At 58.5% G+C, this 24,009-nt stretch carries 24 protein-coding genes; 20 read left to right on the plus strand and 4 right to left on the minus strand.

Annotated elements, in window-relative coordinates; translation table 11 throughout:
* Positions 1 to 14: 14 nt before the first annotated feature.
* Positions 15 to 566 (minus strand): endonuclease SmrB, encoded by a 552-nt coding sequence (smrB, locus tag AQ981_RS15895; RefSeq protein ID WP_058912723.1) that lies wholly within the window; start codon positions 564 to 566, stop codon positions 15 to 17.
* A gap of 169 nt (positions 567 to 735) precedes the next feature.
* On the opposite strand from smrB, the gene prmB reads away from it, so the two are divergent.
* The 6 genes from prmB to AQ981_RS15925 all read left to right on the plus strand — a co-directional run bounded on the left by prmB (position 736) and on the right by AQ981_RS15925 (position 5,468).
* A complete protein-coding gene (gene prmB / locus AQ981_RS15900) occupies positions 736 to 1,668 on the plus strand; it encodes a 50S ribosomal protein L3 N(5)-glutamine methyltransferase (RefSeq protein WP_058912724.1) in 933 nt (310 codons plus the stop codon).
* A 73-nt stretch (positions 1,669 to 1,741) separates the two neighbouring features.
* Positions 1,742 to 2,827 (plus strand): chorismate synthase, encoded by a 1,086-nt coding sequence (aroC, locus tag AQ981_RS15905; RefSeq protein WP_058912725.1) that lies wholly within the window; start codon positions 1,742 to 1,744, stop codon positions 2,825 to 2,827.
* Positions 2,828 to 2,831: 4 nt separating this feature from the next.
* On the plus strand, positions 2,832 to 3,656 hold the full coding sequence (mepA, locus tag AQ981_RS15910; protein WP_058912726.1) for a penicillin-insensitive murein endopeptidase: 825 nt from the start codon (positions 2,832 to 2,834) through the stop codon (positions 3,654 to 3,656).
* Between the two features lie 159 nt (positions 3,657 to 3,815).
* Positions 3,816 to 4,613, plus strand: coding sequence for a sulfite exporter TauE/SafE family protein (locus tag AQ981_RS15915; protein ID WP_058912727.1), 798 nt, complete (start codon positions 3,816 to 3,818; stop codon positions 4,611 to 4,613).
* A gap of 2 nt (positions 4,614 to 4,615) precedes the next feature.
* Positions 4,616 to 5,167, plus strand: a complete 552-nt coding sequence (locus AQ981_RS15920; RefSeq protein WP_058912728.1) for an elongation factor P hydroxylase — start codon at positions 4,616 to 4,618, stop codon at positions 5,165 to 5,167.
* Positions 5,168 to 5,192: 25 nt separating this feature from the next.
* A complete protein-coding gene (locus AQ981_RS15925; protein WP_058912729.1) occupies positions 5,193 to 5,468 on the plus strand; it encodes a YfcL family protein in 276 nt (91 codons plus the stop codon).
* Between the two features lie 100 nt (positions 5,469 to 5,568).
* Here the strand turns inward: AQ981_RS15925 and AQ981_RS15930 are convergent, their stop codons facing one another.
* A complete protein-coding gene (locus AQ981_RS15930) occupies positions 5,569 to 5,895 on the minus strand; it encodes a hypothetical protein (RefSeq protein ID WP_058912730.1) in 327 nt (108 codons plus the stop codon).
* 77 nt (positions 5,896 to 5,972) lie between these two features.
* Entirely contained in the window at positions 5,973 to 7,985 is a 2,013-nt protein-coding gene (gene mnmC / locus AQ981_RS15935) for a bifunctional tRNA (5-methylaminomethyl-2-thiouridine)(34)-methyltransferase MnmC2/FAD-dependent 5-carboxymethylaminomethyl-2-thiouridine(34) oxidoreductase MnmC1 (protein WP_058912731.1), read from the minus strand.
* 162 nt (positions 7,986 to 8,147) lie between these two features.
* On the opposite strand from mnmC, the gene fabB reads away from it, so the two are divergent.
* The gene (gene fabB / locus AQ981_RS15940; RefSeq protein WP_058912732.1) at positions 8,148 to 9,368 is read left to right on the plus strand and encodes a beta-ketoacyl-ACP synthase I; all 1,221 of its coding nucleotides are present in this window, start codon (positions 8,148 to 8,150) and stop codon (positions 9,366 to 9,368) included.
* Between the two features lie 261 nt (positions 9,369 to 9,629).
* The gene (locus tag AQ981_RS15945) at positions 9,630 to 10,823 is read left to right on the plus strand and encodes an MFS transporter (RefSeq protein ID WP_058912733.1); all 1,194 of its coding nucleotides are present in this window, start codon (positions 9,630 to 9,632) and stop codon (positions 10,821 to 10,823) included.
* A gap of 4 nt (positions 10,824 to 10,827) precedes the next feature.
* Here AQ981_RS15945 and flk read toward each other — a convergent pair whose 3' ends face one another.
* Positions 10,828 to 11,829 (minus strand): flagella biosynthesis regulator Flk, encoded by a 1,002-nt coding sequence (gene flk / locus AQ981_RS15950; RefSeq protein ID WP_058912734.1) that lies wholly within the window; start codon positions 11,827 to 11,829, stop codon positions 10,828 to 10,830.
* 104 nt (positions 11,830 to 11,933) lie between these two features.
* Here flk and pdxB point away from each other — a divergent pair, with 104 nt between their 5' ends.
* The 12 genes from pdxB to hisJ all read left to right on the plus strand — a co-directional run bounded on the left by pdxB (position 11,934) and on the right by hisJ (position 23,953).
* Entirely contained in the window at positions 11,934 to 13,067 is a 1,134-nt protein-coding gene (gene pdxB, locus AQ981_RS15955; RefSeq protein ID WP_058912735.1) for a 4-phosphoerythronate dehydrogenase PdxB, read from the plus strand.
* A 68-nt stretch (positions 13,068 to 13,135) separates the two neighbouring features.
* Positions 13,136 to 14,149, plus strand: a complete 1,014-nt coding sequence (locus AQ981_RS15960) for an aspartate-semialdehyde dehydrogenase (RefSeq protein WP_058912736.1) — start codon at positions 13,136 to 13,138, stop codon at positions 14,147 to 14,149.
* Positions 14,149 to 14,961, plus strand: a complete 813-nt coding sequence (gene truA, locus AQ981_RS15965; RefSeq protein ID WP_058912737.1) for a tRNA pseudouridine(38-40) synthase TruA — start codon at positions 14,149 to 14,151, stop codon at positions 14,959 to 14,961. Before AQ981_RS15960 ends, truA begins: the two co-directional genes overlap by 1 nt.
* A gap of 24 nt (positions 14,962 to 14,985) precedes the next feature.
* Positions 14,986 to 15,645 carry a DedA family protein gene (locus AQ981_RS15970; protein WP_058912738.1) on the plus strand — a complete coding sequence of 220 codons (660 nt, stop codon included), beginning with the start codon at positions 14,986 to 14,988 and terminating at the stop codon, positions 15,643 to 15,645.
* A gap of 239 nt (positions 15,646 to 15,884) precedes the next feature.
* The gene (gene accD / locus AQ981_RS15975; protein WP_058912739.1) at positions 15,885 to 16,814 is read left to right on the plus strand and encodes an acetyl-CoA carboxylase, carboxyltransferase subunit beta; all 930 of its coding nucleotides are present in this window, start codon (positions 15,885 to 15,887) and stop codon (positions 16,812 to 16,814) included.
* Between the two features lie 72 nt (positions 16,815 to 16,886).
* Positions 16,887 to 18,155: a bifunctional tetrahydrofolate synthase/dihydrofolate synthase gene (gene folC, locus AQ981_RS15980; RefSeq protein ID WP_058912740.1), complete on the plus strand. Its 1,269-nt coding sequence runs from the start codon at positions 16,887 to 16,889 to the stop codon at positions 18,153 to 18,155.
* Positions 18,145 to 18,846: a cell division protein DedD gene (dedD, locus tag AQ981_RS15985; RefSeq protein ID WP_058912741.1), complete on the plus strand. Its 702-nt coding sequence runs from the start codon at positions 18,145 to 18,147 to the stop codon at positions 18,844 to 18,846. Before folC ends, dedD begins: the two co-directional genes overlap by 11 nt.
* Before the next feature lie 210 nt (positions 18,847 to 19,056).
* Positions 19,057 to 19,545, plus strand: a complete 489-nt coding sequence (gene cvpA, locus AQ981_RS15990; RefSeq protein ID WP_058912742.1) for a colicin V production protein — start codon at positions 19,057 to 19,059, stop codon at positions 19,543 to 19,545.
* 34 nt (positions 19,546 to 19,579) lie between these two features.
* Positions 19,580 to 21,097: an amidophosphoribosyltransferase gene (gene purF / locus AQ981_RS15995; RefSeq protein WP_058912743.1), complete on the plus strand. Its 1,518-nt coding sequence runs from the start codon at positions 19,580 to 19,582 to the stop codon at positions 21,095 to 21,097.
* 105 nt (positions 21,098 to 21,202) lie between these two features.
* Positions 21,203 to 21,778, plus strand: coding sequence for a UbiX family flavin prenyltransferase (locus AQ981_RS16000; RefSeq protein WP_058912744.1), 576 nt, complete (start codon positions 21,203 to 21,205; stop codon positions 21,776 to 21,778).
* Positions 21,779 to 22,056: 278 nt separating this feature from the next.
* A complete protein-coding gene (gene argT, locus AQ981_RS16005) occupies positions 22,057 to 22,836 on the plus strand; it encodes a lysine/arginine/ornithine ABC transporter substrate-binding protein ArgT (RefSeq protein ID WP_058912745.1) in 780 nt (259 codons plus the stop codon).
* A 334-nt stretch (positions 22,837 to 23,170) separates the two neighbouring features.
* Entirely contained in the window at positions 23,171 to 23,953 is a 783-nt protein-coding gene (hisJ, locus tag AQ981_RS16010; RefSeq protein ID WP_058912746.1) for a histidine ABC transporter substrate-binding protein HisJ, read from the plus strand.
* Positions 23,954 to 24,009: the final 56 nt, after the last annotated feature.

Genomic DNA, 24,009 nt, shown 5'->3' on the forward strand with positions numbered 1-24,009 from the left:
GCGGGCTGCCTTATTCAGGGCAGTTCGGGCGGTTGCCACTCTTCCACTTCTATTAATACCAGCAGCGCGGCATCGCCGCCGTACTCTTTCGGCGCCTGATGGAATGCCATCACGTGCGGATGCTGAGCCAGCCACAGCGGCGTCTGCTGCTTCAGAATATGTTTACCATGGCCGTGCATGACGCAGGCGCACCAGATATGTTCACGCCGGCAGGCGGCGATCAGCGCGCCCAGTTCCTGTTTGGCCTGTAGCTGGGTCAGGCCATGCAAATCGAGAAACAGCTCCGGGGAATAGTCGCCGCGGCGCAGTTTTTTTAGCTCAAAATGGCTGACGCCTTCGCGTACGTAGCGGGCCGGCCCTTCACTGGCCAGCAGTGGCTGGAATTCATCAGAAAAATAGTGGCTGGCGTCGGCCTGCTCCTGGAGCAGGCGCTTTTCCGGCACTTCGCGCAGTTTTGTCCGCGTCGGGAGGTGGACAATCGTATCCTGAACCAGCTCGCGCGTGCCGCGCATCAGTTCGCGAAACAGCGCCTGGTCCTCCCCGCTGAGTGTCGCTTTCTTTTTCATACTTCTCTCATCGTTATTTTTGCTGACGCCAGTTTACCCGCTTTAGCGCCCATGATTAAAGAAAAGCCGGCTATCCGCGCGCTGTTTCGCGCTTGCCTGCTGATTTGTGACCGTCTTCATGGCAAACTAGCCGCTGAATTAACAGCGCGAATCGCCTGCGGAGGGCAAAGTGGACAAAATTTTCGTTGATGAGGCAGTCGGTGAACTGCACACCATTCAGGACATGCTGCGCTGGGCCGTCAGCCGCTTCAGCGCCGCCGGGATCTGGTATGGTCACGGCACTGATAATCCGTGGGACGAAGCTGTGCAACTGGTATTGCCTACACTGTACCTGCCGCTGGATATCCCGGAAGATATGCGCACCTGTCGCCTGACGTCCAGCGAACGCCACCGCATTGTTGAGCGGGTGATCCGCCGGGTCAATGAGCGCATTCCGGTGGCCTACCTGACCAATAAAGCCTGGTTTTGCGGCCACGAATTTTATGTCGACGAACGGGTACTGGTGCCGCGCTCGCCAATCGGCGAACTGATCAATAACCATTTTTCCGGGCTGATTGAGCGCGCGCCGGAGCATATTCTCGATATGTGCACCGGTAGCGGCTGTATTGCGATCGCCTGTGCTTACGCGTTCCCGGAGGCGGAAGTGGACGCCGTGGATATTTCACCGGACGCCATGGCCGTTACCGAGCGTAACATCGAAGAACACGGCATGATTCATAACGTCACGCCGATCCGTTCCGATCTGTTCCGCGACCTGCCGAAGGTACAATACGATATCATCGTCACTAACCCGCCGTATGTCGATGCTGAAGATATGGCCGATCTGCCCGGCGAATATCGCCACGAACCTGAGCTGGGGCTGGCGGCGGGCAGCGATGGTCTGAAACTGACCCGGCGAATCCTGGCCTGCGCGCCGGATTATCTGGCGGATGACGGGGTGCTGATTTGTGAGGTTGGCAACAGCATGGTACATCTGATGGAGCAGTATTCGGACGTGCCGTTCACCTGGCTGGAGTTTGATAACGGTGGGGACGGCGTCTTTATGTTGACCAAAGCGCAACTGATGGCGGCGCGGGAGCACTTCAGCATCTACCGGGACTAATCCCTGAGCGCGGGCGCGGGTCGCCCGTATATTTATCTGCCATATATAACGATGACAACGGTAAGGAGCCGTGATGGCCGGGAATACGATTGGACAGGTTTTTCGCGTTACCACTTTTGGTGAATCACACGGGCTGGCGCTGGGATGTATTGTCGACGGCGTACCGCCGGGCATCGCCCTCAGCGAAGCCGACTTACAACACGATCTGGACCGGCGCCGTCCGGGGACATCGCGCTATACCACCCAGCGCCGGGAGCCGGACCAGGTGAAGATCCTCTCCGGGGTGTTTGAAGGGGTGACTACCGGCACCAGTATCGGCCTGTTGATTGAAAATACCGACCAGCGTTCCCAGGATTACAGCGCCATTAAAGATGTGTTCCGTCCCGGCCACGCCGATTATACCTACGAACAGAAATACGGCCTGCGCGATTACCGCGGCGGCGGCCGCTCATCAGCCCGTGAAACCGCCATGCGCGTAGCGGCGGGGGCGATTGCTAAAAAATACCTGGCGGCGAAATACGCTATCGTTATCCGCGCCTGTCTGACCCAAATGGGTGACATTCCGCTGGCGATTAAGGACTGGGATCAGGTGGAGCAGAATCCGTTTTTCTGCCCGGATCCGGACAAGATTGAGACGCTGGACGAACTGATGCGCGCCCTGAAGAAAGAGGGCGATTCCATTGGCGCGCGGGTAACGGTGGTGGCTGACGGCGTGCCGCCAGGCCTGGGCGAGCCGGTTTTCGATCGGCTCGACGCCGATATTGCCCATGCGCTGATGAGCATTAACGCCGTGAAAGGGGTGGAGATTGGCGACGGGTTTGGCGTGGTGGGTTTACGCGGCAGCGAGAATCGCGATGAGATCACCCGCGAGGGATTTCAGAGCAACCATGCCGGCGGTATTCTCGGGGGTATCAGCAGCGGCCAGCAGATCGTGGCCAATATCGCCCTGAAACCGACCTCCAGCATTATGGTGCCCGGGCGGACGCTGAACCGCTTCGGCGAAGAGGTAGAAATGGTGACCCGCGGACGCCACGATCCCTGCGTCGGGATCCGCGCGGTGCCGATCGCCGAAGCGATGATGGCTATTGTATTAATGGATCATCTTCTGCGCCAGCGGGCGCAAAACGGTGATGTTTCGACCACTCTGCCGCGCTGGTGATGCCATGAAGAAAACCCTGATTGCTCTGCTGGCGCTGGTCGCCAGCGCCGCTGTCGGCGCCGCGACGCCGTGGCAGAAAGTGACCCAGCCGATTCCCGGCAGCGCCCAGTCTATCGGGGCGTTTTCCAATGGCTGTATCGTCGGCGCCGAGGCGCTGCCGCTGGCGTCAACGGATTACCAGGTGATGCGTACCGACCAGCGCCGCTATTTTGGCCATCCGGATCTGGTGCTGTTTATTCAGCGCCTGAGCATGCAGGTAAAAAATCTCGGGTTGGGCACCGTACTGGTAGGGGATATGGGGATGCCTGCCGGCGGACGCTTCAATAGCGGCCACGCCAGCCACCAGAGCGGTCTGGATGTCGATATCTTCCTGCAACTGCCGCAGACTCGCTGGACCCCCGCGCAGCTCCTGAAGCCGCAGGCGCTGGATCTGGTGTCCCGGGACGGCAAGCGGGTGGTGGATTCGCTGTGGCAGCCGAAAATCGGCAGCCTGATCAAACTGGCGGCTAAAGATAACGACGTAACGCGCATTTTCGTCAATCCGGCGATTAAACTGCGCCTGTGCGAAGAGGCTGGGGCCGACCGCGACTGGCTGCGTAAGGTCAGGCCGTGGTTTGCTCATCGCGCCCATATGCACGTGCGCCTGCGCTGTCCGGCGGGAAGCCTGGAGTGCGAAGATCAGCCGCTACCGCCGCCGGGCGACGGCTGCGGCGCCGAGCTGCAGAGCTGGTTTGCGCCTCCTGTGCCCGGTAGCACGCCGCCGAAGAAGAAGACGCCGCCGCCGTTGCCGGCCTCCTGTCAGGCGCTGCTGGATGAGCACGTACTCTAACTGGCGGTTATTTTCGGCATCGGTTATCGACTCAACCCGAATGGTAAATTCGGGTTTTTTATTGTCCGCCAGTAGCAAACGATTCGTCGGACATCTGCGGACGTGTCATAATGCGCGGCAAAAAATAACCGGGTAACTCCGCGGTTGGGATGGTGTGTGATGGAGTGGTTTGTGGTGTCTCCCCTGGCGTTGGCGGTGCTGTTTCTGGTCGCCATGCTCGCCGGGTTTATTGATTCTATTGCCGGCGGCGGCGGGCTGTTGACGATTCCGGCGCTGCTGTCATCGGGTATGTCGCCGGCCCAGGCGCTGGCGACCAACAAGCTGCAGGCCTGCGGCGGCTCGGTTTCTGCCACACTCTATTTTATTCGCCGTAAAGTGGTGAATCTGCGCGAGCAGAAACTGAATGTCCTGATGACCTTTATCGGCTCCATGTCCGGGGCGCTGCTGGTGCAGCATGTAAATTCCGATATTCTGCGCCAGATCCTACCGCTCCTGATTATCTGTATCGGGCTCTATTTTCTGCTGATGCCCCGGCTCGGCGAAGAAGACCGTCAGCGGCGCCTGTACGGCCTGCCGTTTGCTCTGGTCGCCGGCGGCTGTGTGGGGTTTTACGATGGTTTTTTTGGCCCGGCGGCTGGGTCGTTTTATGCTCTGGCGTATGTGACGCTGTGCGGCTATAACCTTGCAAAGTCGACAGCGCACGCCAAGCTGTTGAATGCGACATCGAATATTGGCGGGCTGCTGCTGTTTATCATCGGCGGTAAAGTTGTCTGGGGGACCGGTTTTGTGATGATGGCCGGTCAGTTTTGTGGGGCAAGGATGGGATCGCGGCTGGTGCTCAGTAAAGGGCAGCGGCTAATCCGCCCGATGATTGTCATTGTCTCACTGGTGATGAGCGCCAAACTGCTGTTTGATAGCCACGGACAGCAGTTGATGCAATGGCTGGGAACGTTGTGAATATGAGTTGTGTCGAGCACCACTATCAACAGCTGATTGATATTTTTAACGGCTGTTTTGCTGAAGAATTTAATACCCGGCTGGTGAAGGGGGACGATGAGCCCATCTATTTGCCCGCCGATGACGCAATCCCTTACCACCGGATTGTCTTTGCCCACGGTTTTTACGCCAGCGCGATCCATGAAATTTCCCACTGGTGTATCGCCGGTAAGGCGCGCCGCGAGTTGGTTGATTTTGGCTACTGGTATTGTCCGGACGGTCGGGATCGCGCCACCCAGGGGCAGTTTGAAGATGTGGAAGTGAAACCTCAGGCGCTGGACTGGCTGTTCTGCGTGGCCGCGGGATTTCCTTTCAATGTCAGTTGTGACAACCTGGAAGGGGATTTCGAGCCCGATCGCATCGCCTTCCAGCGCCGGGTCCATGCTCAGGTCATGGCCTATCTGGAGCATGGGATCCCGGCAAGACCGGCGCGGCTGATTGCCGCTCTGGGCAATTATTACAATACGCCGGCGCTGTCAGCGGAACAGTTTCCGTGGCCGGAAGATCTGAACTAATCGCTATGCAACAAGAGGAAATACGATGATCGCGGAATTTGAAGCTCGCATTCTGGCGCTGATTGACGACATGGTGGAGCATGCCAGTGATGATGAACTGTTTGCCAGCGGTTATCTGCGCGGCCACCTGACGCTGGCGGTGGCTGAACTGGAAGCGGGGGAAGATCATTGCGCGCAGGCGGTATATCAAAATGTGACTCACAGTCTGGAAAAGGCTATCCACGCCGGGGAACTTTCCCCACGCGATCAGGCGCTGGTGCTGGAGATGTGGGACAAACTCTGGCGGCAGGCGCAATCATAACCGCGCGATTATGCCGTCCACTTCCGGCTGGACGTGTGTAAAGCTTACGGAGGAACATCCCCCCTGCGCGCTGTAACTTTTTATTGCGCCGGCGCTGATATCACTGGCGGCGTCGGCGAATGTTTTTTCGCCGACCCGTCCTTGACGGAATCCCAATCAGCCAGAGAATAATTACTACAGATAAAACGCCTGGCAGCAGGCCCATCAGGGCTCTGGCTATCACCGAGAGAAAATAAATTAGCGGATGTTCCGTGATGCAAATATCCTCTCCCACCCCTGTGACGCGCGAAAATTGACCCGGTACGCAGCCATCGGACAGTATCTCTCCAGTGCTTTTCAATATGATGACGGAAATAGACAGCAATATGGCGGATGAAAGAGCGAGAAAGCCATAAGCAATAAGCAGTTTGAATCTATCCCTGGTCATTAATTGATATTCCTGTTCGGCGCTCCTTGCGTCTGTCAGGCAGTGTATTGGGTCCGGGATATTTTTTCCATGGCTGGTCAGACGATAACGGGTTTCCCCTTCAGCAATTTGCGTATCCAGTAGCGGTTCGGACTGAGCGCCGCCAGCGTGGCGGCACCGGCGGGCAGTGGTTCGCCGCTTATCTGGGCGGCGAGGATCTCCGCCGCCAGCGGCGCGCTGCACAGCCCCCGGGAGCCCAGCGCGCCGAGGAGATACAGGTTTTCCAGCGCTGGCGCCGCGGCGATTGGCTTAGCGGCGCGCAGATCGTCGCGCAGCGTAGCATACTGCGTCAGAGTGCCCGGATAGTCCGGGGCCTGACCCACCAGCGGCAGATGATCGCGGGTCGCGCAGCGCACGCCGCAGCGGGCCTCTCCGGCGCTGATATCCACGTCATAAGTCCAGCGGGCCTGCGGCAGGCAGTCAATTAATCGCTGGCGGTTGTGCAACTGATCTGCCGCATTGCAGGTAATTTGCGCTACGCCGCGATGGTAGCTGGCGCCGATACAGTGCTCGCGGCGCTGTGGATGGTGAGGGGTCAGATAACCGTCGTAGCACAGCACCTGGGTTAACTGCGCCAGTTGCCTCGTGGTGGGGATATGGCTGACCTGGCCGCCTACCGGGTAGACCGGCAGCATTTCCGTCCAGGCAAACTGACTGATCTGCCAGCCGTTCGCCAGTACCAGTACCTCGTGGTGGGCTGAATTGCCATCGGCGAAGTCTATTGTCCAGCCGCTTTGATTGGCCAGTTTCTGTACCCGTTTGTGGTACTGTACTTGCAGCCCCTGACTACTGGCCAGCGCAATGGCGCCGGTAGTCAGCTGCGCCGGGCACAGCCAGCCGCCCATCGGATAGGTGATAGCGCCGCAGTGGGTTTCCAGTCCGCAGCGTTCAGCGACCTGCTGCGCGGAGAGTCCGTGGGCGATAGTCTCGGGCAGGCCGAGCGCCAGCATCTGATCAATTTTGTGGCGGCTTTTTTCATCCCACGCCAGTTGGGTTACGCCGCACCATTGGTGATCAAAAGCTACCGGCAGGCTATCGTACAGGCGCCGGGCATAGCTGAAGGCATGAGTGAAGAACCCGGTCAGGGTGTCATCCGCATGGCTGAGTAGCGGATAGAGCGCGCCCTGGCGATTGCCGGAAGCGCCCTGTGCCGGCGCGTCATCTGCGCAGTATAGCGTGACTCGCCAGCCGCGACGCAGCAGCGCCAGACTGAGTAGCGCGCTGGCAATACCGCCGCCGACCAGCGCTATCTCGCCGCCGGCGGAGGCGGCGCGGCGCAAATACCACGGGCTGCGCGGCGCGCTGTCGACGGGCCGTTCCAGACTGCCGGTAAGCATTTCGCGTTTGCGTCCGAATCCCTTTTGCTTGCGCATCGTGAAGCCGGCCTCCTGCAGCCCGCGGCGGACAAAACCGGCGGAGGTGAAGGTGGCGACGCTGCCGCCCGGACGCGCCAGACGAGCCATGGCGTTGAACAGCGCCGGCGTCCACATATCGGGATTTTTCGCCGGCGCAAAGCCGTCGAGAAACCAGGCGTCGACCTGCTGGTTAGCGCTGTCATCAAGCTGTGACAAAGTGTCATTAATATCGCCAAACCACAGATCGAGCGTCACCCGACCACCGTCAAGCAGCAGGCGGTGGCAGCCGGCAAACGGCTCCGGCCACTGCTGCTGAAGTTCGTCGGCCCAGGGCGCCAGCTCCGGCCAGCGCTGATGGGCCAGCGCCAGGTCGCGGCGGGTCAGGGGATATTTTTCAAAGCTGATAAAGTGCAGGCGCTGTAGCGCAGCCTGCGGCTGTTGCTGGCGAAAGCGCGTGAATGCCTGCCAGAGCGTCAGGAAATTCAGCCCGGTACCGAAACCGCTTTCAGCGACGATAAACAGTGGCCGCGGGTGTGCGGCGAAACGCGTCGGGATTCGGTTGCCGGTCAGGAAAACGTAGCGGGTTTCTTCCAGACCGTTGTCGTTGGAAAAATAGACGTCGTCGAATTCTCGGGATACAGGTGTACCCTCTTCGTTAAAATGCAGGCTGGCGGACTGAATAGGGGATTGTTTCACGTAAGTTGCTCGTCTGGCAGGCAGTGTGACGATCTTAACGATGTGTGTGCAGGTGCGCAAATTTATAGACTAATATGCTGATCGGACTTGTTCGGCGTACATCTGTACGCTATTGTGCCTGTCGAATTCTTAAAATTTACGTGCAGTAGGAAGAGGTATTGAATGAAACGTGCAGTGATTACTGGCCTGGGCATTGTTTCCAGCATCGGTAATAACCAGCAGGAAGTTCTGGCATCTCTGCGTGAAGGGCGCTCAGGGATCACTTTCTCTCAGGAACTGAAAGATTCCGGTATGCGCAGCCACGTATGGGGCAATGTGAAACTGGACACTACCGGCCTCATCGATCGCAAAGTTGTGCGTTTCATGAGCGATGCATCTGTCTACGCTTACCTGTCAATGGAGCAGGCCATCCAGGATTCCGGCCTGTCGGAAGAACAGTATCAGAATAACCCGCGCGTTGGTCTGATCGCCGGCTCCGGCGGCGGTTCGCCAAGATTCCAGGTATTCGGCGCTGACGCAATGCGCGGCCCGCGTGGCCTGAAAGCGGTCGGTCCCTATGTGGTGACCAAAGCCATGGCGTCCGGCGTTTCCGCCTGTCTGGCCACGCCGTTCAAAATTCACGGCGTTAACTACTCCATCAGTTCCGCCTGCGCCACCTCTGCGCACTGCATCGGCAACGCTGTCGAGCAGATCCAGTTGGGGAAACAGGACATTGTTTTTGCCGGCGGCGGCGAAGAGCTGTGCTGGGAAATGGCCTGTGAGTTTGACGCCATGGGCGCGCTGTCCACCAAATATAATGACTCACCGGAAAAAGCCTCCCGTACCTATGATGCCAACCGCGACGGCTTCGTCATCGCCGGCGGCGGCGGTATGGTGGTGGTTGAAGAACTGGAGCACGCGCTGGCGCGCGGCGCGCATATCTATGCGGAAATCGTCGGCTATGGCGCGACCTCTGACGGCGCGGATATGGTAGCCCCGTCGGGCGAAGGCGCGGTGCGCTGCATGAAGATGGCGATGAACGACCTCGATACCCCGGTTGACTATCTTAACTCCCACGGGACTTCCACGCCGGTGGGCGATGTTAAAGAGCTGTGGGCGATCCGCGAAGTGTTTGGCGACAATACCCCGGCCATTTCCGCTACCAAAGCGATGACCGGCCACTCCCTCGGGGCGGCAGGGGTTCAGGAAGCCATCTATTCGTTGCTGATGCTGGAACACGGGTTTGTGGCGCCGAGCATCAACATCGAAGAAATGGATGAACAGGCCCGGGGGCTGAACATTGTTACCGAGCCAACTGAGCGTCAACTGACCACGGTAATGTCTAACAGCTTTGGCTTCGGCGGCACCAACGCCACTCTGGTGATGCGCAAGTACCGCGCATAACCGTTTCAGTCTGGCTGTAACAGCAGGGGAAGTCCGTAAAGCGGCTTTCCCTTTTTTGTTGCCGGCAAGCCGGGGCTGGCGCCTGTTCGATATATTTTTTTGATGATTGACAGCCTTTCATTCCCCTGGCAAACTGCCACTCCCTCAATATCTTGCGATATTGCGTAAGCGTTTTACGTTAACCAACGCCTGACCTGATACTCAGGTGGCGAGGGCGTGGCTTTTCCCGCCTTACTCTGCTGTCTGATGGAGTAAGAATTCATGTCCAGTGTGACTCAAAAAACAAAATCTGCGTCGGCTAACCCATCGCTGTTGCGAATTGCGTTTGCCGTTTTCCTGACCTACATGACGGTCGGCATTCCGCTGCCGGTGATTCCTCTGTTTGTCCATCATGAGCTGGGCTATGGTAACACCATGGTCGGCGTGGCGGTCGGTATTCAGTTTCTGGCCACGGTCTTAACCCGCGGCTACGCCGGGCGTCTGGCGGATCAGCAAGGGGCAAAGCGCACCGCGCTGCAGGGGATGCTGGCCTGCGGGCTGGCGGGGGTGGCGTGGCTGCTGGCGGCGCTGTTGCCGGTTTCCGCGTTGGCGAAGTTCGCTCTGCTGATTGTCGGCCGGCTGATTCTCGGATTTGGCGAAAGCCAATTGCTGACCGGCACCCTGACCTGGGGGATGGGGCTGGTGGGACCGGCGCGATCCGGCAAAGTGATGTCGTGGAACGGCATGGCAATCTATGGCGCGCTGGCCGTCGGCGCGCCGCTGGGGCTGTTAATTCACCAGCAGTGGGGCTTCGCCGCGTTGGCGGCGGTCACCATTGTGCTGCCGCTGCTGGCCTGGGCGTTTAACGGCACGGTAAAACGGGTGCCGGCCCAGAAAGGAGAGCGCCCCTCGCTGTGGAGCGTGGTCGGGATGATCTGGCAGCCGGGGCTGGGGCTGGCTCTGCAGGGGGTCGGTTTCGCGGTAATCGGCACTTTTGTGTCGCTCTATTTTTCGACCCGCGGTTGGCCAATGGCGGGCTTTACGTTAACGGCATTTGGCGGCGCTTTTGTGCTGGTGCGCGTGCTGTTTGGCTGGATGCCCGATCGTTTTGGCGGCGTTAACGTGGCGATAGTGTCGCTGTTGGTGGAGACCTGCGGATTGCTCCTGCTGTGGCAGGCGCCGCTGGAGTGGGTGGCCCTGCTTGGGGCGGCGCTCACCGGCTGCGGCTGTTCGCTGATTTTCCCGGCCCTCGGCGTTGAGGTCGTCAAACGGGTGCCGCCGCAGGTGCGCGGTACCGCCCTTGGCGGCTATGCGGCGTTTCAGGATATTTCGTACGGCGTCACCGGCCCGCTTAGCGGCCTGCTGGCGACCTCGCTGGGCTATCCGTCGGTCTTCCTTGCGGGGGCGGTATCGGCGGCGGTGGGAATTGTGGTGACGCTGGTGGCGTTTCGCCGCCGGATCTCCCCGCCGGCTTGAAACGTTACAGTACCAGCCACAGCAGCACCAGCGCCGCCAGCAGGAGGATCGCCGCGGCCAGCGGGCGAGCGCTGAGGCGTTCTACCAGGCCGGTCAGCGGCGCCACCACCGGCGCGGCGATCGGCGAGGGATCGTGGTCTGAGATGTCGTGAAGGCTGGCGGCGCGGCGCAGGAACAGGTGATTCACCACATCCTGAATTTGCACCGGCGTCAGCGCTGTCTGCGGCGTGGCCTGAAACTGCTGTTGCAGATAATCGCTCAGCATCCGCCATTCGCCGCTTTCCAGCGGTTGTTTCAGCATGCTTTGCAGGATGTGCAGCGTCGGCGCCGACTGTTGAGTCAGACTGTGTCTGGCCTGGAGCCAACTGGCCAGCAGGGCGTAATATTTTGCTGAAATGGTCTCTATCCGGGGAGCGCCGCTCAGTTCCAGCATTGACTGCCAGATCTGTTTGGGGGATTCGCCGGTCGCCGCCGCCAGCCGGGTGACCAGGGTATTCAGGGCATGGTGCTCCGCCGGCAGTAGCGGGCGCCCGGTGGCCGGACGCGGCTGCGGCTGCGGAATGGTTAACTGGCCGTCGCGCAGCAGAGCCAGCACGTTTTTCAGCTGTTCCCCGCTCAGCTGGCTCAACACGGTATGGCCGAACTGCTGGCGGATGTAGTCGCTCACCGCCTGGCGATTATTGCCCTGCTGCAGCAGTTCGCTCAGTTGATGCAGAGTCTGGCGGTTTTCCAGTAACCCTTCGGCCTGCAGCAGGCGCTGGTTGAGGTATTGCTCAGCCGCCGCAAAGTGGCGTGATAACAGGGGATCGCCATTTTTAAGCGTTAAATGGTGTTTCAGTCCGGCCCAGACTTCAGCGCTTTGCTGTTGCGACAGGGCGATGATGCGCGTCACCAGCCGTTCAAGAGTGGTGCGCTGCTGGCTGGACAGCGGTTGAGCGGCAAGGGGTGAGAGGGGGTCGGGAGGAACGCCGGGAGGGCGGGCGGAAGGGCCCGGAATAGATTGCATCGCGTTGAGTCCTTGAATGAAAAAAAACGGCCCGGACCAGGACCGGGTGGCGAGATTATGGCACACTTATCCGCCGTATGGCGTGCACAAACAGGTACCGTAGCGTGAAAATTGTCGTCGATGAAAATATGCCCTATGCGCGCGAGCTGTTCAGCCGGCTGGGGGAAGTGAAAGCGGTGCCGGGGCGTCCGTTGCCGCAGGGTGAGCTGGACGATGCCGATGCGCTGATGGTGCGTTCGGTCACCAAAGTGAATGCCGCATTACTGAACGACAAGCCGGTGAAGTTTGTCGGTACCGCCACCGCGGGCACCGATCATGTCGATGAGGACTGGCTGCGCCAGGCGGGGATTGCGTTTTCCGCGGCACCGGGGTGCAACGCCATTGCCGTGGTGGAGTATGTTTTTTCCGCGCTGTTGATGCTGGCCGAACGCGATGGTTTCTCGCTGGCGGATCGGAGCGTGGGGATTGTTGGGGTGGGCAATGTCGGCGGGCGCCTGCAGGCGCGGCTGGAAGCGTTGGGGATTCGTACGCTGTTGTGCGATCCGCCGCGCGCCGACCGCGGAGAACCGGGCGAGTTTCTGGCGCTGGACACCCTGGTGCGGGAAGCCGATGTTCTCACTTTCCACACCCCGCTATTTAAAGATGGCCCCTATAACACCTGGCACCTGGCCGACGAGGCGTTGATTAGCGCCCTGAAGCCGGGCTGTATTTTGATTAACGCCTGTCGCGGTCCGGTGGTCGATAACGAGGCTTTACTGCGCCGGCTGGCGGCGGGACAGGCGCTGAGCGTGGTGCTGGATGTCTGGGAGCCGGAACCGGATTTGAATCTGCAACTGTTGGCCCGGGCCGATATTGGTACCGCCCATATCGCCGGTTATACCCTGGAGGGGAAAGCGCGCGGCACCACTCAGGTTTTTGAGGCTTTTAGTCAGTTTATCGGCCAACGGCAACAGGTGCCGCTGGATACCCTGCTGCCAGCCCCGGAATTTGGGCGTATTGCGCTGCATGGCCCGCTCGATCAGGCAACGCTGAAAAGACTGGTTCATCTGGTGTATGATGTGCGCCGCGATGATGCTGCGCTGCGTCTGGTCGCCAACCGGCCCGGCGAGTTCGACAGGCTGCGCAAGTACTACCAGGAGCGCCGGGAATGGTCGTCTCTGGAAGTGGTGTGCGATGACCCGCAGGCGGCGCAAACGCTGCAAAAACTGGGTTTTAACGCCGTCAGTCCGGCAGCGTAATACTGTCTTATCGCTCTCTGGCGTCCAGCGCCAGGGGGCGTCGTTTTTATTGTCTGGAGTAAACCACCATGTCTGAAGGCTGGAATATTGCCATACTGGGCGCCACCGGCGCCGTGGGTGAGGCCTTGCTTGAGCTGCTGGCCGAACGCCAGTTTCCGGTGGGGGAACTGTACGCGCTGGCCCGTGAAGCAAGCGCCGGCGAAACGCTGCGTTTTTCCGGTAAAACGCTGCGGGTGCAGGATGCCGCAGAGTTTGACTGGACTCAGGCGCAACTGGCGTTTTTTGTCGCGGGTCAGCAGGCGGCGGCGCGCTATGCCGAAGAGGCGGCGAACGCCGGCTGCCTGGTGATTGACTCCAGCGGCCTGTTCGCCCTTGAGCCGGATGTGCCGCTGGTGGTGCCGGAGGTGAATCCTTACGTACTGGCGGATTACCGCAACCGTAATCTGGTGGCGGTGGCGGATAGTCTCACCAGCCAGTTGCTGGCAGCGCTGAAACCACTGATGGAACAGGGCGGACTGTCGCGCGTTCAGGTGACCAGCCTGATGTCGGTCTCCGGGCAGGGGAAAAAAGCGGTCGACGCTTTGGCCGGCCAGAGCGCGCGTCTACTCAACGGGATGCCGATTGATGAGGATGACCATTTTGGTCGCCAGCTGGCGTTCAATATGCTGCCGTTGCTTCCGGACAGCGAAGGCAGCGTGCGCGAAGAGCGGCGCATCGTTGACGAGGTGCGCAAAATCCTCCAGGACGAGGGTCTGTTGATCTCCGCCAGTTGTGTGCAGTCGCCGGTATTCTACGGCCACGCCCAGATGGTCAGCATGGAAGCGCTGCGTCCGTTATCCGCTGAAGAGGCGCGGGACGCGCTGGCGCGCGGCGAAGATATCGTACTCTCTGAAGAGCATGAATTCCCGACCCAGGTGGGGGATGCCTCCGGTAGTGTGCAGCTTTCCGTCGGCTGCGTGCGCAACGACTACGGCATGCCCGAGCAGGTGCAGTTCTGGTCCGTGGCGGATAACGTACGCTTCGGCGGCGCGCTGATGGCGGTGAAAACGGCGGAGAAGTTGCTGCAGGAGTATCTGTACTGATGCTGGCGCCGGAAGAAAAGCCGCTGTATAAAATCGCCCTCGGTATCGAGTACGACGGCCGCAAATACTACGGCTGGCAGCGCCAGCAGGAAGTGCGTAGCGTGCAGGAGAAGCTGGAAACAGCGCTCTCCCGGGTGGCCAACGAGCCGATCGGCGTATTCTGCGCCGGGCGCACCGATGCCGGCGTTCACGCCACCGGACAGGTGGTGCACTTCGATACCACGGCGCAGCGTAAAGAGGCGGCCTGGACACTGGGGGTTAACGCTAACCTGCCGGCGGATATTGCGGTGCGCTGGGTAAAAGCGGTGCCGGATGATTTCCACGCTCGTTTCAGCGCCACGGCGCGCAGATACCGCTATATCATTTATAATCAGCGCTTGCGTCCGGCGGTGCTGGGCCAGGGGGTGACCCATTTTTACCTGCCGCTGGACGCGCAGCGCATGCAGCGCGCCGCCCGGTGCCTGCTGGGGGAAAATGATTTTACCTCGTTTCGCGCGGTACAGTGCCAGTCGCGCACGCCGTGGCGCAACGTGATGCACATTAACGTGACCCGTTATGGTGCATATGTGGTGGTGGATATTAAAGCGAACGCGTTTGTTCATCATATGGTGCGGAATATTGTTGGCAGCCTGATGGAAGTGGGCTGCGGAAACCGGCCGGAGAGCTGGATGGCTGAGCTGCTGGCGGCAAAGGACCGAACGCTTGCGGCAGCAACGGCAAAGGCGGAAGGACTGTATCTGGTGTCTGTGGATTACCCGGATCGTTTCGACCTGCCGAAGCCGCCCATGGGTCCGCTGTTTCTGGCGGACTGAGTGTCGTGACCAAAGGCTAACATAATGGATATTATTCGCTTTCTGATTGATTTTATTCTGCACATTGACGTACACCTTGCGGAACTGGTGGCCGAATACGGCATCTGGGTGTACGCGATACTGTTTCTGATCCTGTTTTGTGAAACCGGCCTGGTGGTGACCCCGTTCCTGCCTGGCGATTCATTACTGTTTGTCGCCGGCGCGCTTGCATCGCTGGAAACCAATGACCTCAACGTTCATCTGATGGTGTTGTTGATGCTGGTCGCCGCCATTGTCGGCGATGCGGTGAACTACACCATCGGCAGGTTGTTCGGTGAACGGTTATTCAGTAATCCGGATTCGAAAATTTTCCGCCGCAGCTATCTGGACAAAACCCATCAGTTCTATGAAAAGCACGGCGGCAAGACGATTATTCTGGCGCGCTTTGTTCCGATTGTGCGTACTTTTGCGCCCTTCGTGGCGGGAATGGGGCATATGTCCTATCGTCATTTCGCCGCCTATAACGTGATTGGCGCGCTGCTGTGGGTGCTGTTGTTCACGTATGCCGGTTACTTCTTTGGCACCATTCCGATGATTCAGGAAAATCTTAAATTACTGATTGTCGGCATTATTGTGGTGTCGATTTTACCCGGCGTGGTGGAAATTATTCGCCACCGGCGCGCGGCGGCGCGTCAGTCAAAATAAGACGTATTACGCGGTTCGACCACTTTTTTATCCCAAGTCGTCAGCCGTTATGTTTTAATGAGCACCATTTATGGGCTCGGGGGTGTCTTGCCCGGAATAGTTTGCGTCACAGGAAAGCGCATGCGCCTGGGATGCGAGGTATGACGGGATATCCCCCTGAAAACAATACTGGTATTTATGCCGGCCTGCGCGATTAACGGCGGGTCGGGTGTAGCCAGGTTCAGGCAGAAAGGTCATCAATGAGCTGGATTGAACGAATTCTCAATAAAAGCAATGTAACCCCTACCCGTAAAGCAAGTATTCCGGAAGGGGTGTGGACCAAATGCGACAGCTGCGGCCAGGTACTCTACCGCGCCGAGCTGGAACGCAACCTTGAGGTCTGCCCGAAGTGCGATCACCATATGCGTATGTCGGCCCGCGACCGCCTGCACAGCCTGCTGGACGAAGATTCGCTGGTGGAGCTGGGCAGCGAGCTGGAACCGAAAGATATTCTGAAATTTAAAGATTCCAAGAAATACAAGGATCGTCTGGCGTCCGCCCAGAAAGAGACCGGCGAAAAAGACGCGCTGGTGGTGATGAAAGGGACGCTGTACGGTATGCCGGTTGTGGCGGCGGCGTTTGAATTCGCCTTTATGGGCGGTTCTATGGGCTCGGTGGTCGGCGCCCGTTTTGTCCGCGCCGTAGAGCAGGCGCTGGAAGGCAACTGTCCGCTAATCTGTTTCTCCGCTTCCGGCGGCGCCCGGATGCAGGAAGCGCTGATGTCGCTGATGCAGATGGCCAAGACCTCGGCGGCGCTGGCGAAAATGCAGGAGCGCGGTCTGCCGTATATTTCAGTCCTGACCGATCCCACCATGGGCGGCGTTTCCGCCAGTTTTGCCATGCTCGGGGATCTCAATATCGCCGAACCGAAGGCGCTGATCGGCTTTGCCGGCCCACGGGTTATCGAGCAGACGGTACGTGAAAAACTGCCGCCGGGATTCCAGCGCAGTGAGTTCCTGATCGAGAAAGGGGCGATCGATATGATCGTCCGTCGTCCGGAGATGCGTCTGAAGCTGGCGAGCATTCTGGCTAAGCTGATGAATCTGCCGGCGCCGCAGGCCGAGCCGCTGCCGGTGGTGGAACCGGTCGCCGAACAGCCGGATGAACCGGAACAGGAACAGCAGGGCTGATTGTTCATCAGGGGTAATGCCGGGTACGGCGCTACCCCTGGAACTTTTGAACCGTAGCGTAGAACGGGCATCATGGATATTAAATCGTTACCGCAAGCCACGTCGCCCCTGGCCACGTGGCTTTCTTATCTGGAAAACCTGCACAGTAAAACCATCGATCTCGGGCTGGACCGGGTGCGCGCCGTCGGGCAGCGCCTCGGGGTACTGAAACCGGCGCCGAAGGTATTTACGGTTGCCGGCACCAACGGTAAAGGCACCACCTGCCGGACCCTGGAAGCGATGCTGATGGCCGCTGGTTATCGGGTGGGGGTATACAGTTCGCCCCATCTGGTGCGCTATACCGAACGGGTGCGGATTCAGGGCGACGAACTGCCGGAGGCGCTGCACACCGCGTCGTTTGCCCAAATTGAGGCGCATCGCCAACAAACCTCGTTAACCTATTTTGAATATGGCACCCTTTCGGCGCTGCTGTTGTTTCAGCAGGCGGCGCTGGATGTGGTGATCCTCGAAGTGGGTCTCGGCGGGCGTCTCGACGCCACCAATATCGTCGATGCCGATGTAGCGGTTATCACCAGTATTGCGCTGGACCATACCGACTGGCTGGGACCGGATCGCCAGAGTATCGGGCGTGAGAAAGCCGGCATTTTCCGCGCCGCCAGGCCGGCGGTGGTGGGGGAGCCGGACATGCCGGAAACCATTGCCGGGGTTGCCCGCGAGAAGGGCGCGCAGTTGCAGCGCCGCGGCGTTGACTGGGACTACCAGCTGCACGCCGATAGCTGGGATTTTCGCGATATGCATGGCGTCCTCAGTGGATTGCCCCTACCGCAGGTGCCGCAGCCTAATGCCGCCACGGCGTTAGCCGCGCTGCGCGCCAGCGGTATTCCGGCCAGCGACGAGGCTATTCGCGCCGGGATCGCTGGCGCTATTTTGCCCGGTCGCTTCCAGACGGTAGCTTTACAGCCGCGGGTGATCCTCGATGTCGCTCATAATCCCCATGCCGCGCAGTATCTGGCTTCCCGGCTGGCGCAGTTGCCTGAACGGGGCAGGGTGCTGGCGGTGATCGGCATGTTGCATGATAAAGATATTGCCGGAACGCTTGCCCACCTGTCGCCGCAGGTGGATAGCTGGTATTGTGCTCCTCTGGAAGGGCCGCGCGGCGCGACGGCGGAGCAATTAATTGAACACCTTGGCCAGGGGACGGTATTTGCCTGCGTGGCCGATGCCTGGCGCGCGGCGTTGCGTGACGCGCGGCCGCAGGATATCGTGCTGGTTTGCGGTTCGTTCCATACCGTGGCGCAGGTGATGGTCGTGTTGGATACGGGGAGAAAAGGTGGCGAGTAAATTTCAGAACCGTTTAGTGGGTACCATCGTCCTGGTGGCGCTGGGGGTTATTGTGCTGCCCGGTCTGCTGGATGGTCAAAAGAAGCATTATCAGGACCAGTTCGCCGCGATTCCGCTGGTGCCAAAGCCCGGGGATACCGATGAGCCGGATATGTTGCCGACCGCCAGCCAGGCGCTACCTTCCCAGCCGCCGGAAGGGGCAGGGGAAGAGGTCCGGGCCAGTACGGCGACATCGCCGGCGTTTAATACCGCGGCGTTGCCGGTAGATAACGGCGCCGGTATTGATGAAGTCCCGATACCGCGCCCGCAACCAAAGCCAGCGCCAGTTGAAAAACCGCAGCCGAAACCAGCGCCGGCCGTAAAGCCGAAGCCTGAACCAGCGCCGAAGCCGGAACCGACGCCAGGTACCCAGACGGCTCAGCAGACTGCGCCGCAGGATGCCCCCGCCGGTAAAGCCTATGTGGTACAACTCGGCGCGTTGAAGAACGCCGATAAGGTCAATGAAATCGTCGGCAAACTGCGCGGCGCCGGGTACCGGGTGTATACCGTGCCCTCTACGCCGGTGCAGGGTAAAATCACCCGCATTCTGGTGGGGCCGGACGCCTCCCGGGATAAGCTTAAAGCATCGCTGGGCGAGCTGAACCGGCTTTCCGGCCTGAGCGGCGTGGTGATGAACTATAGTGCGCGTTAATCTGTTATTTCCGGCGCCGGCGTGGATTGAGCGGCGGAAATAATGCGCCGCTTTCCTGTGTCGGGGCGAAGTTTTAACGCTGGCGTTGAAGATTTTTTCAGCGCCATTTTTATTTACGCAGGGACAGGAAATCCCTACGCAAACGTTTTCTTTTTCTGTTAGAATGCGCCCCGAACCGGACGTCGGGGTGATTTATCGTGGGACACATTCATGGTCTGGATAGATTACGCCATTATTGCGGTGATTGGTTTTTCCTGTCTGGTTAGCCTGATCCGCGGGTTTGTGCGCGAAGCGTTGTCGCTGGTGACGTGGGGCTGCGCTTTCTTTGTCGCCAGTCACTACTACACTTACCTGGCTGTCTGGTTCACTGGCTTTGAAGAGGAACTGGTTCGTAATGGTATAGCGATCGCGGTGTTGTTTATTGCGACGCTTATCGTCGGCGCCATCGTGAATTATGTGATCGGGGCGCTGGTGGAAAAAACTGGCCTGTCGGGGACAGACAGGGTGCTGGGAGTCTGTTTCGGCGCGTTACGCGGCGTACTGATTGTCGCCGCCATTCTGTTCTTTCTGGATACCTTCACCGGTCTGTCTAAAAGCGAAGACTGGCAGAAGTCGCAGCTTATTCCGCACTTCAGTTTCATCATCAGGTGGTTTTTTGACTATCTGCAAGGCTCGTCAAGTTTCTTGCCCCGGTCATAGGGCCCGGGCTGTGGCTTAGTGAGGAAAAGACAACATGTGCGGTATTGTCGGTATCGCCGGTGTTATGCCGGTAAACCAGTCGATTTATGACGCGTTATCGGTGCTTCAGCACCGTGGGCAGGATGCCGCAGGCATCATCACAATTGATGCGAACAACTGTTTCCGTCTGCGTAAGGCCAACGGCCTGGTGAATGATGTGTTTGAAGCCCGCCATATGCAGCGTCTGCAGGGGAATATGGGGATCGGCCACGTACGCTACCCGACCGCCGGGAGCTCGAGCGCGTCTGAGGCGCAGCCGTTCTACGTGAACTCGCCGTACGGTATTACCCTGGCCCACAATGGCAACCTGACCAACGCCCACGAGCTGCGTAAAAAACTGTTTGAAGAAAAACGCCGCCATATCAATACCACCTCCGATTCGGAAATCCTGCTCAACATCTTCGCCAGCGAGCTGGATAATTTCCGCCATTACCCGCTGGAGCCCGATAACATTTTCGCGGCGGTCGCCGCCACTAACCGCCAGATTCGCGGCGCGTACGCCTGTGTGGCGATGATCATCGGCCACGGTATGGTCGCCTTCCGCGATCCGAACGGTATCCGCCCGCTGGTGCTGGGCAAGCGCGACGTGGGCGATGGCCGCAGCGAGTATATGGTGGCTTCGGAAAGCGTGGCGCTGGATACCCTGGGCTTTGAGTTTCTGCGCGACGTGGCGCCGGGTGAAGCGGTCTATATCGCGGAAACCGGCCAGCTGTTTACCCGCCAGTGCGCCGATAACCCGACCAGCAATCCCTGCCTGTTCGAGTATGTCTACTTCGCCCGTCCGGATTCGTTCATCGATAAGATTTCGGTCTACAGCGCCCGGGTGGGGATGGGCAAAAAGCTGGGCGAAAAGATCGCCCGCGAGTGGGAAGATCTGGACATTGATGTGGTGATCCCGATTCCGGAAACCTCCTGCGATATCGCGCTGGAAATTGCCCGTATTCTCGGTAAACCGTATCGCCAGGGGTTTGTGAAAAACCGTTATGTCGGCCGCACCTTTATCATGCCCGGCCAGCAGTTGCGCCGTAAATCGGTACGCCGCAAGCTGAATGCCAACCGGGCGGAGTTCCGCGATAAGAACGTTCTGTTGGTGGATGATTCCATTGTGCGTGGCACGACGTCAGAACAGATCATTGAGATGGCCCGCGAAGCCGGAGCCAAAAAAGTGTATCTGGCTTCCGCCGCCCCGGAGATTCGCTTCCCGAACGTTTATGGTATCGATATGCCGAGCGCCAATGAACTGATCGCCCATGGCCGCGAAGTCGACGAAATTCGCCAGATAATCGGCGCCGATGCGCTGATTTTCCAGGACCTGGACGATCTGGTGGAAGCGGTTCGCGCCGAAAACCCGGATATTCAGCAGTTCGAATGTTCGGTGTTCAACGGTGTTTACGTGACCAAAGATGTCGATTTGCAGTACCTGGAATATCTCGAATCCCTGCGTAACGACGATGCCAAAGCGCTGCAGCGTCAGAACGAAGTGGAAAGTCTGGAAATGCATAACGAAGGGTAAGCCCTTTCCCGGCCTCTGCTATCTGGCACAGGCCGGTTTCTTTGCCTGCGGGCAACTCCTGTTATACTCCCCCGCATCATTGTTGATTTATTGCAGGCGAAAGTCATGAAACGACTGATTGTCGGTATTTCTGGCGCCAGCGGCGCGATATATGGGGTCCGTTTACTGCAGGTGTTACAGTCGGTGCCGGAAGTGGAAACCCATCTGGTGATGAGCCAGGCGGCGCGCCAGACCCTGGGGCTGGAAACGGATTTTACCCTGCGTGAGGTGCAGGGACTGGCGGATGTGGTACATGATGCCCGGGATATCGCCGCCAGCATCTCATCCGGCTCGTTTAAAACCCATGGCATGGCGATCCTGCCCTGTTCGATCAAAACCCTTTCCGGCATCGTTAACAGTTATACCGACGGCCTGCTGACCCGGGCGGCGGATGTGGTGCTGAAGGAGCGCCGTCCGCTGGTATTGTGCGTACGTGAAACGCCGTTGCACCTCGGTCATTTACGGTTGATGACGCAGGCCGCGGAGATGGGGGCGCTGATCATGCCGCCGCTACCGGCATTTTACCATCGCCCGGCGACCCTGGATGAGGTTATCAATCAAACGGTTAATCGGGTACTGGATCAGTTTGACATTACGCTGAGCGAAGATCTGTTCACCCGCTGGTCCGGCGCCGGAAGCTGATTTATGTGGTCTGAGTCCGAGAGCAGTGCAAACCGCTGCCCGATACTGGTGCAATAGTGTATGCGGGATCAAATCCTGAAGCTGTGGCAGGGAGATTTTAGCATTGAGGAATTTTTTCAGGGTAGGGAAAACTGTTATCTTGCGGTGCCCTGAATTGTTATGCAACTTTCTGTTTACATTTCCCGGCCCGGTGAAAAAGTGGCATGAGACGTGCTAATGACTTCAGGGAGTCAGTACCACACAACATCATGATAAAAGCCACCACACAGAGGGTTACTATGAAGAAGCAGATTTTCGCCTTGTCTCTGCTGTCCGGCCTGTTTTGCGCCAGCGCGTTCGCAGCCCTTCCGCAGAGTATTCGTATTGGTACGGATGCCACCTATGCGCCTTTTTCTTCCAAAGACGCGAAAGGAGATTTTGTCGGCTTTGATATCGATCTGGGTAATGAACTGTGCCGGCGCATTCAGGTGCAGTGTAGCTGGGTAGGTAGCGATTTTGACGCCCTGATCCCTTCGCTGAAGGCGAAGAAAATTGATGCGATTATCTCTTCACTGTCGATCACCGCCAAACGTGAGCAGGAGATTGCGTTTTCCAACAAACTGTACGCCGCCGATTCGCGGTTGATTGCCGCTAAAGGCTCGCCGATTCTGCCCTCTCTGGACGGCCTGAAAGGCAAACATGTCGGCGTTCTGCAGGGCTCGACTCAGGAAGCGTATGCCAACGACAACTGGCGCTCGCAAGGTGTGGATGTGGTGGCCTATCAGAATCAGGATCTGATTTACTCCGATTTGGCGGCAGGGCGGCTGGATGCGGCATTACAGGATGAAGTCGCGGCCAGCGAAGGTTTCCTGAAGCAGCCAGCGGGGAAAGATTTTGCTTTCGCCGGCCCGTCGGTGAAAGATAAAAAGTATTTTGGCGATGGTACCGGGGTTGGCCTGCGTAAAGACGAGACGGAGCTGAAGGCCGCGCTGGATAAAGCGCTGGCGGAGATGCGCCAGGATGGTACTTACGATAAGTTTGCCAAAAAGTACTTTGATTTTAATGTTTACGGTGAATGATACTTTCCCGTAGTCTGTAAGTTGGCCATTGAACGGCCCAGGCAGGGGAATTTCAGGTTAGCGGCGCGCTACGTTTCGGTGCGCCGTTGTGGTGCGATATGCATAATTAGCACTATTTTGGTGCTAGTTATGCATTATAATGGCGCGCGCGTCAGCGGTCGCGTGCGGCAGTGTGCTGCCGCTCAGAAAGCTGGCCGGGTATCGTCGCGGCGTGATGTGGCACGAAACCTGCAATTTGTCCTTATAAAAAGGGTTCAGGAAAGAAGAGCCTGATGCGACCAAAGGCCCGAAAGCCTGGCGGTCAGGTTCTGAATATAGTCTATTGAGGATAAGTATGAACAAGAAGGTAATTGCCCTTTCTCTGGTACTGGCATTTTCCAGCGTCTCCAACGTTTTCGCCGCCATCCCGAAAAATCTGCGCATCGGTACCGATCCGACCTACGCCCCCTTTGAGATGAAAAATAATAAAGGGGAGCTGATCGGCTTTGATATCGATCTGGCTAAAGAGATGTGTAAGCGTATTGAAGCGCAGTGCTCATTTGTCGAAAACCCGCTGGATGCGTTGATCCCTTCTCTCAAAGCGAAAAAAGTCGATATTATCGTCTCTTCGCTGTCGATCACTGAAAAACGTCTGCAGGAAATCGCGTTCACCGACAAACTGTACGCGGCCAACTCCCGGCTGGTGGTGGCCAAAGGTTCAAGCATTGAGCCGACCCTGGAAGCGCTGAAAGGCAAGCGAGTCGGCGTCCTGCAGGGTACCACTCAGGAGACCTACGGTAATACCCACTGGGCGGCGAAAGGGGTAGAAATTGTCTCTTATCAGGGACAGGAAAATATCTACGCTGACCTGGCCGCCGGACGTATCGACGCCGCGTTCCAGGATGAAGTCGCCGCCAGCGAAGGCTTCCTGAAACACCCGGCGGGTAAAGACTACCAGTTTGGCGGCCCATCGATTAAAGATGAGAAAATCTTCGGCGTGGGTACCGGATTTGGTCTGCGTAAAGAGGACAAAGAGCTGCTTGAAGCGCTGAATAAGGCCTTTGCCGATATGCGCGCCGACGGTACTTATCAGAAGCTGTCAGACAAATACTTTAACTTTGATATCTATGGTGGTTAATCCACGTCCTTATCGCGCCTGCCCACCGCGGGCAGGCTGAAACTGAACAGATACTG

This window comes from Entomohabitans teleogrylli (genome assembly GCF_001484765.1).
Lineage (GTDB): Bacteria > Pseudomonadota > Gammaproteobacteria > Enterobacterales > Enterobacteriaceae > Entomohabitans > Entomohabitans teleogrylli.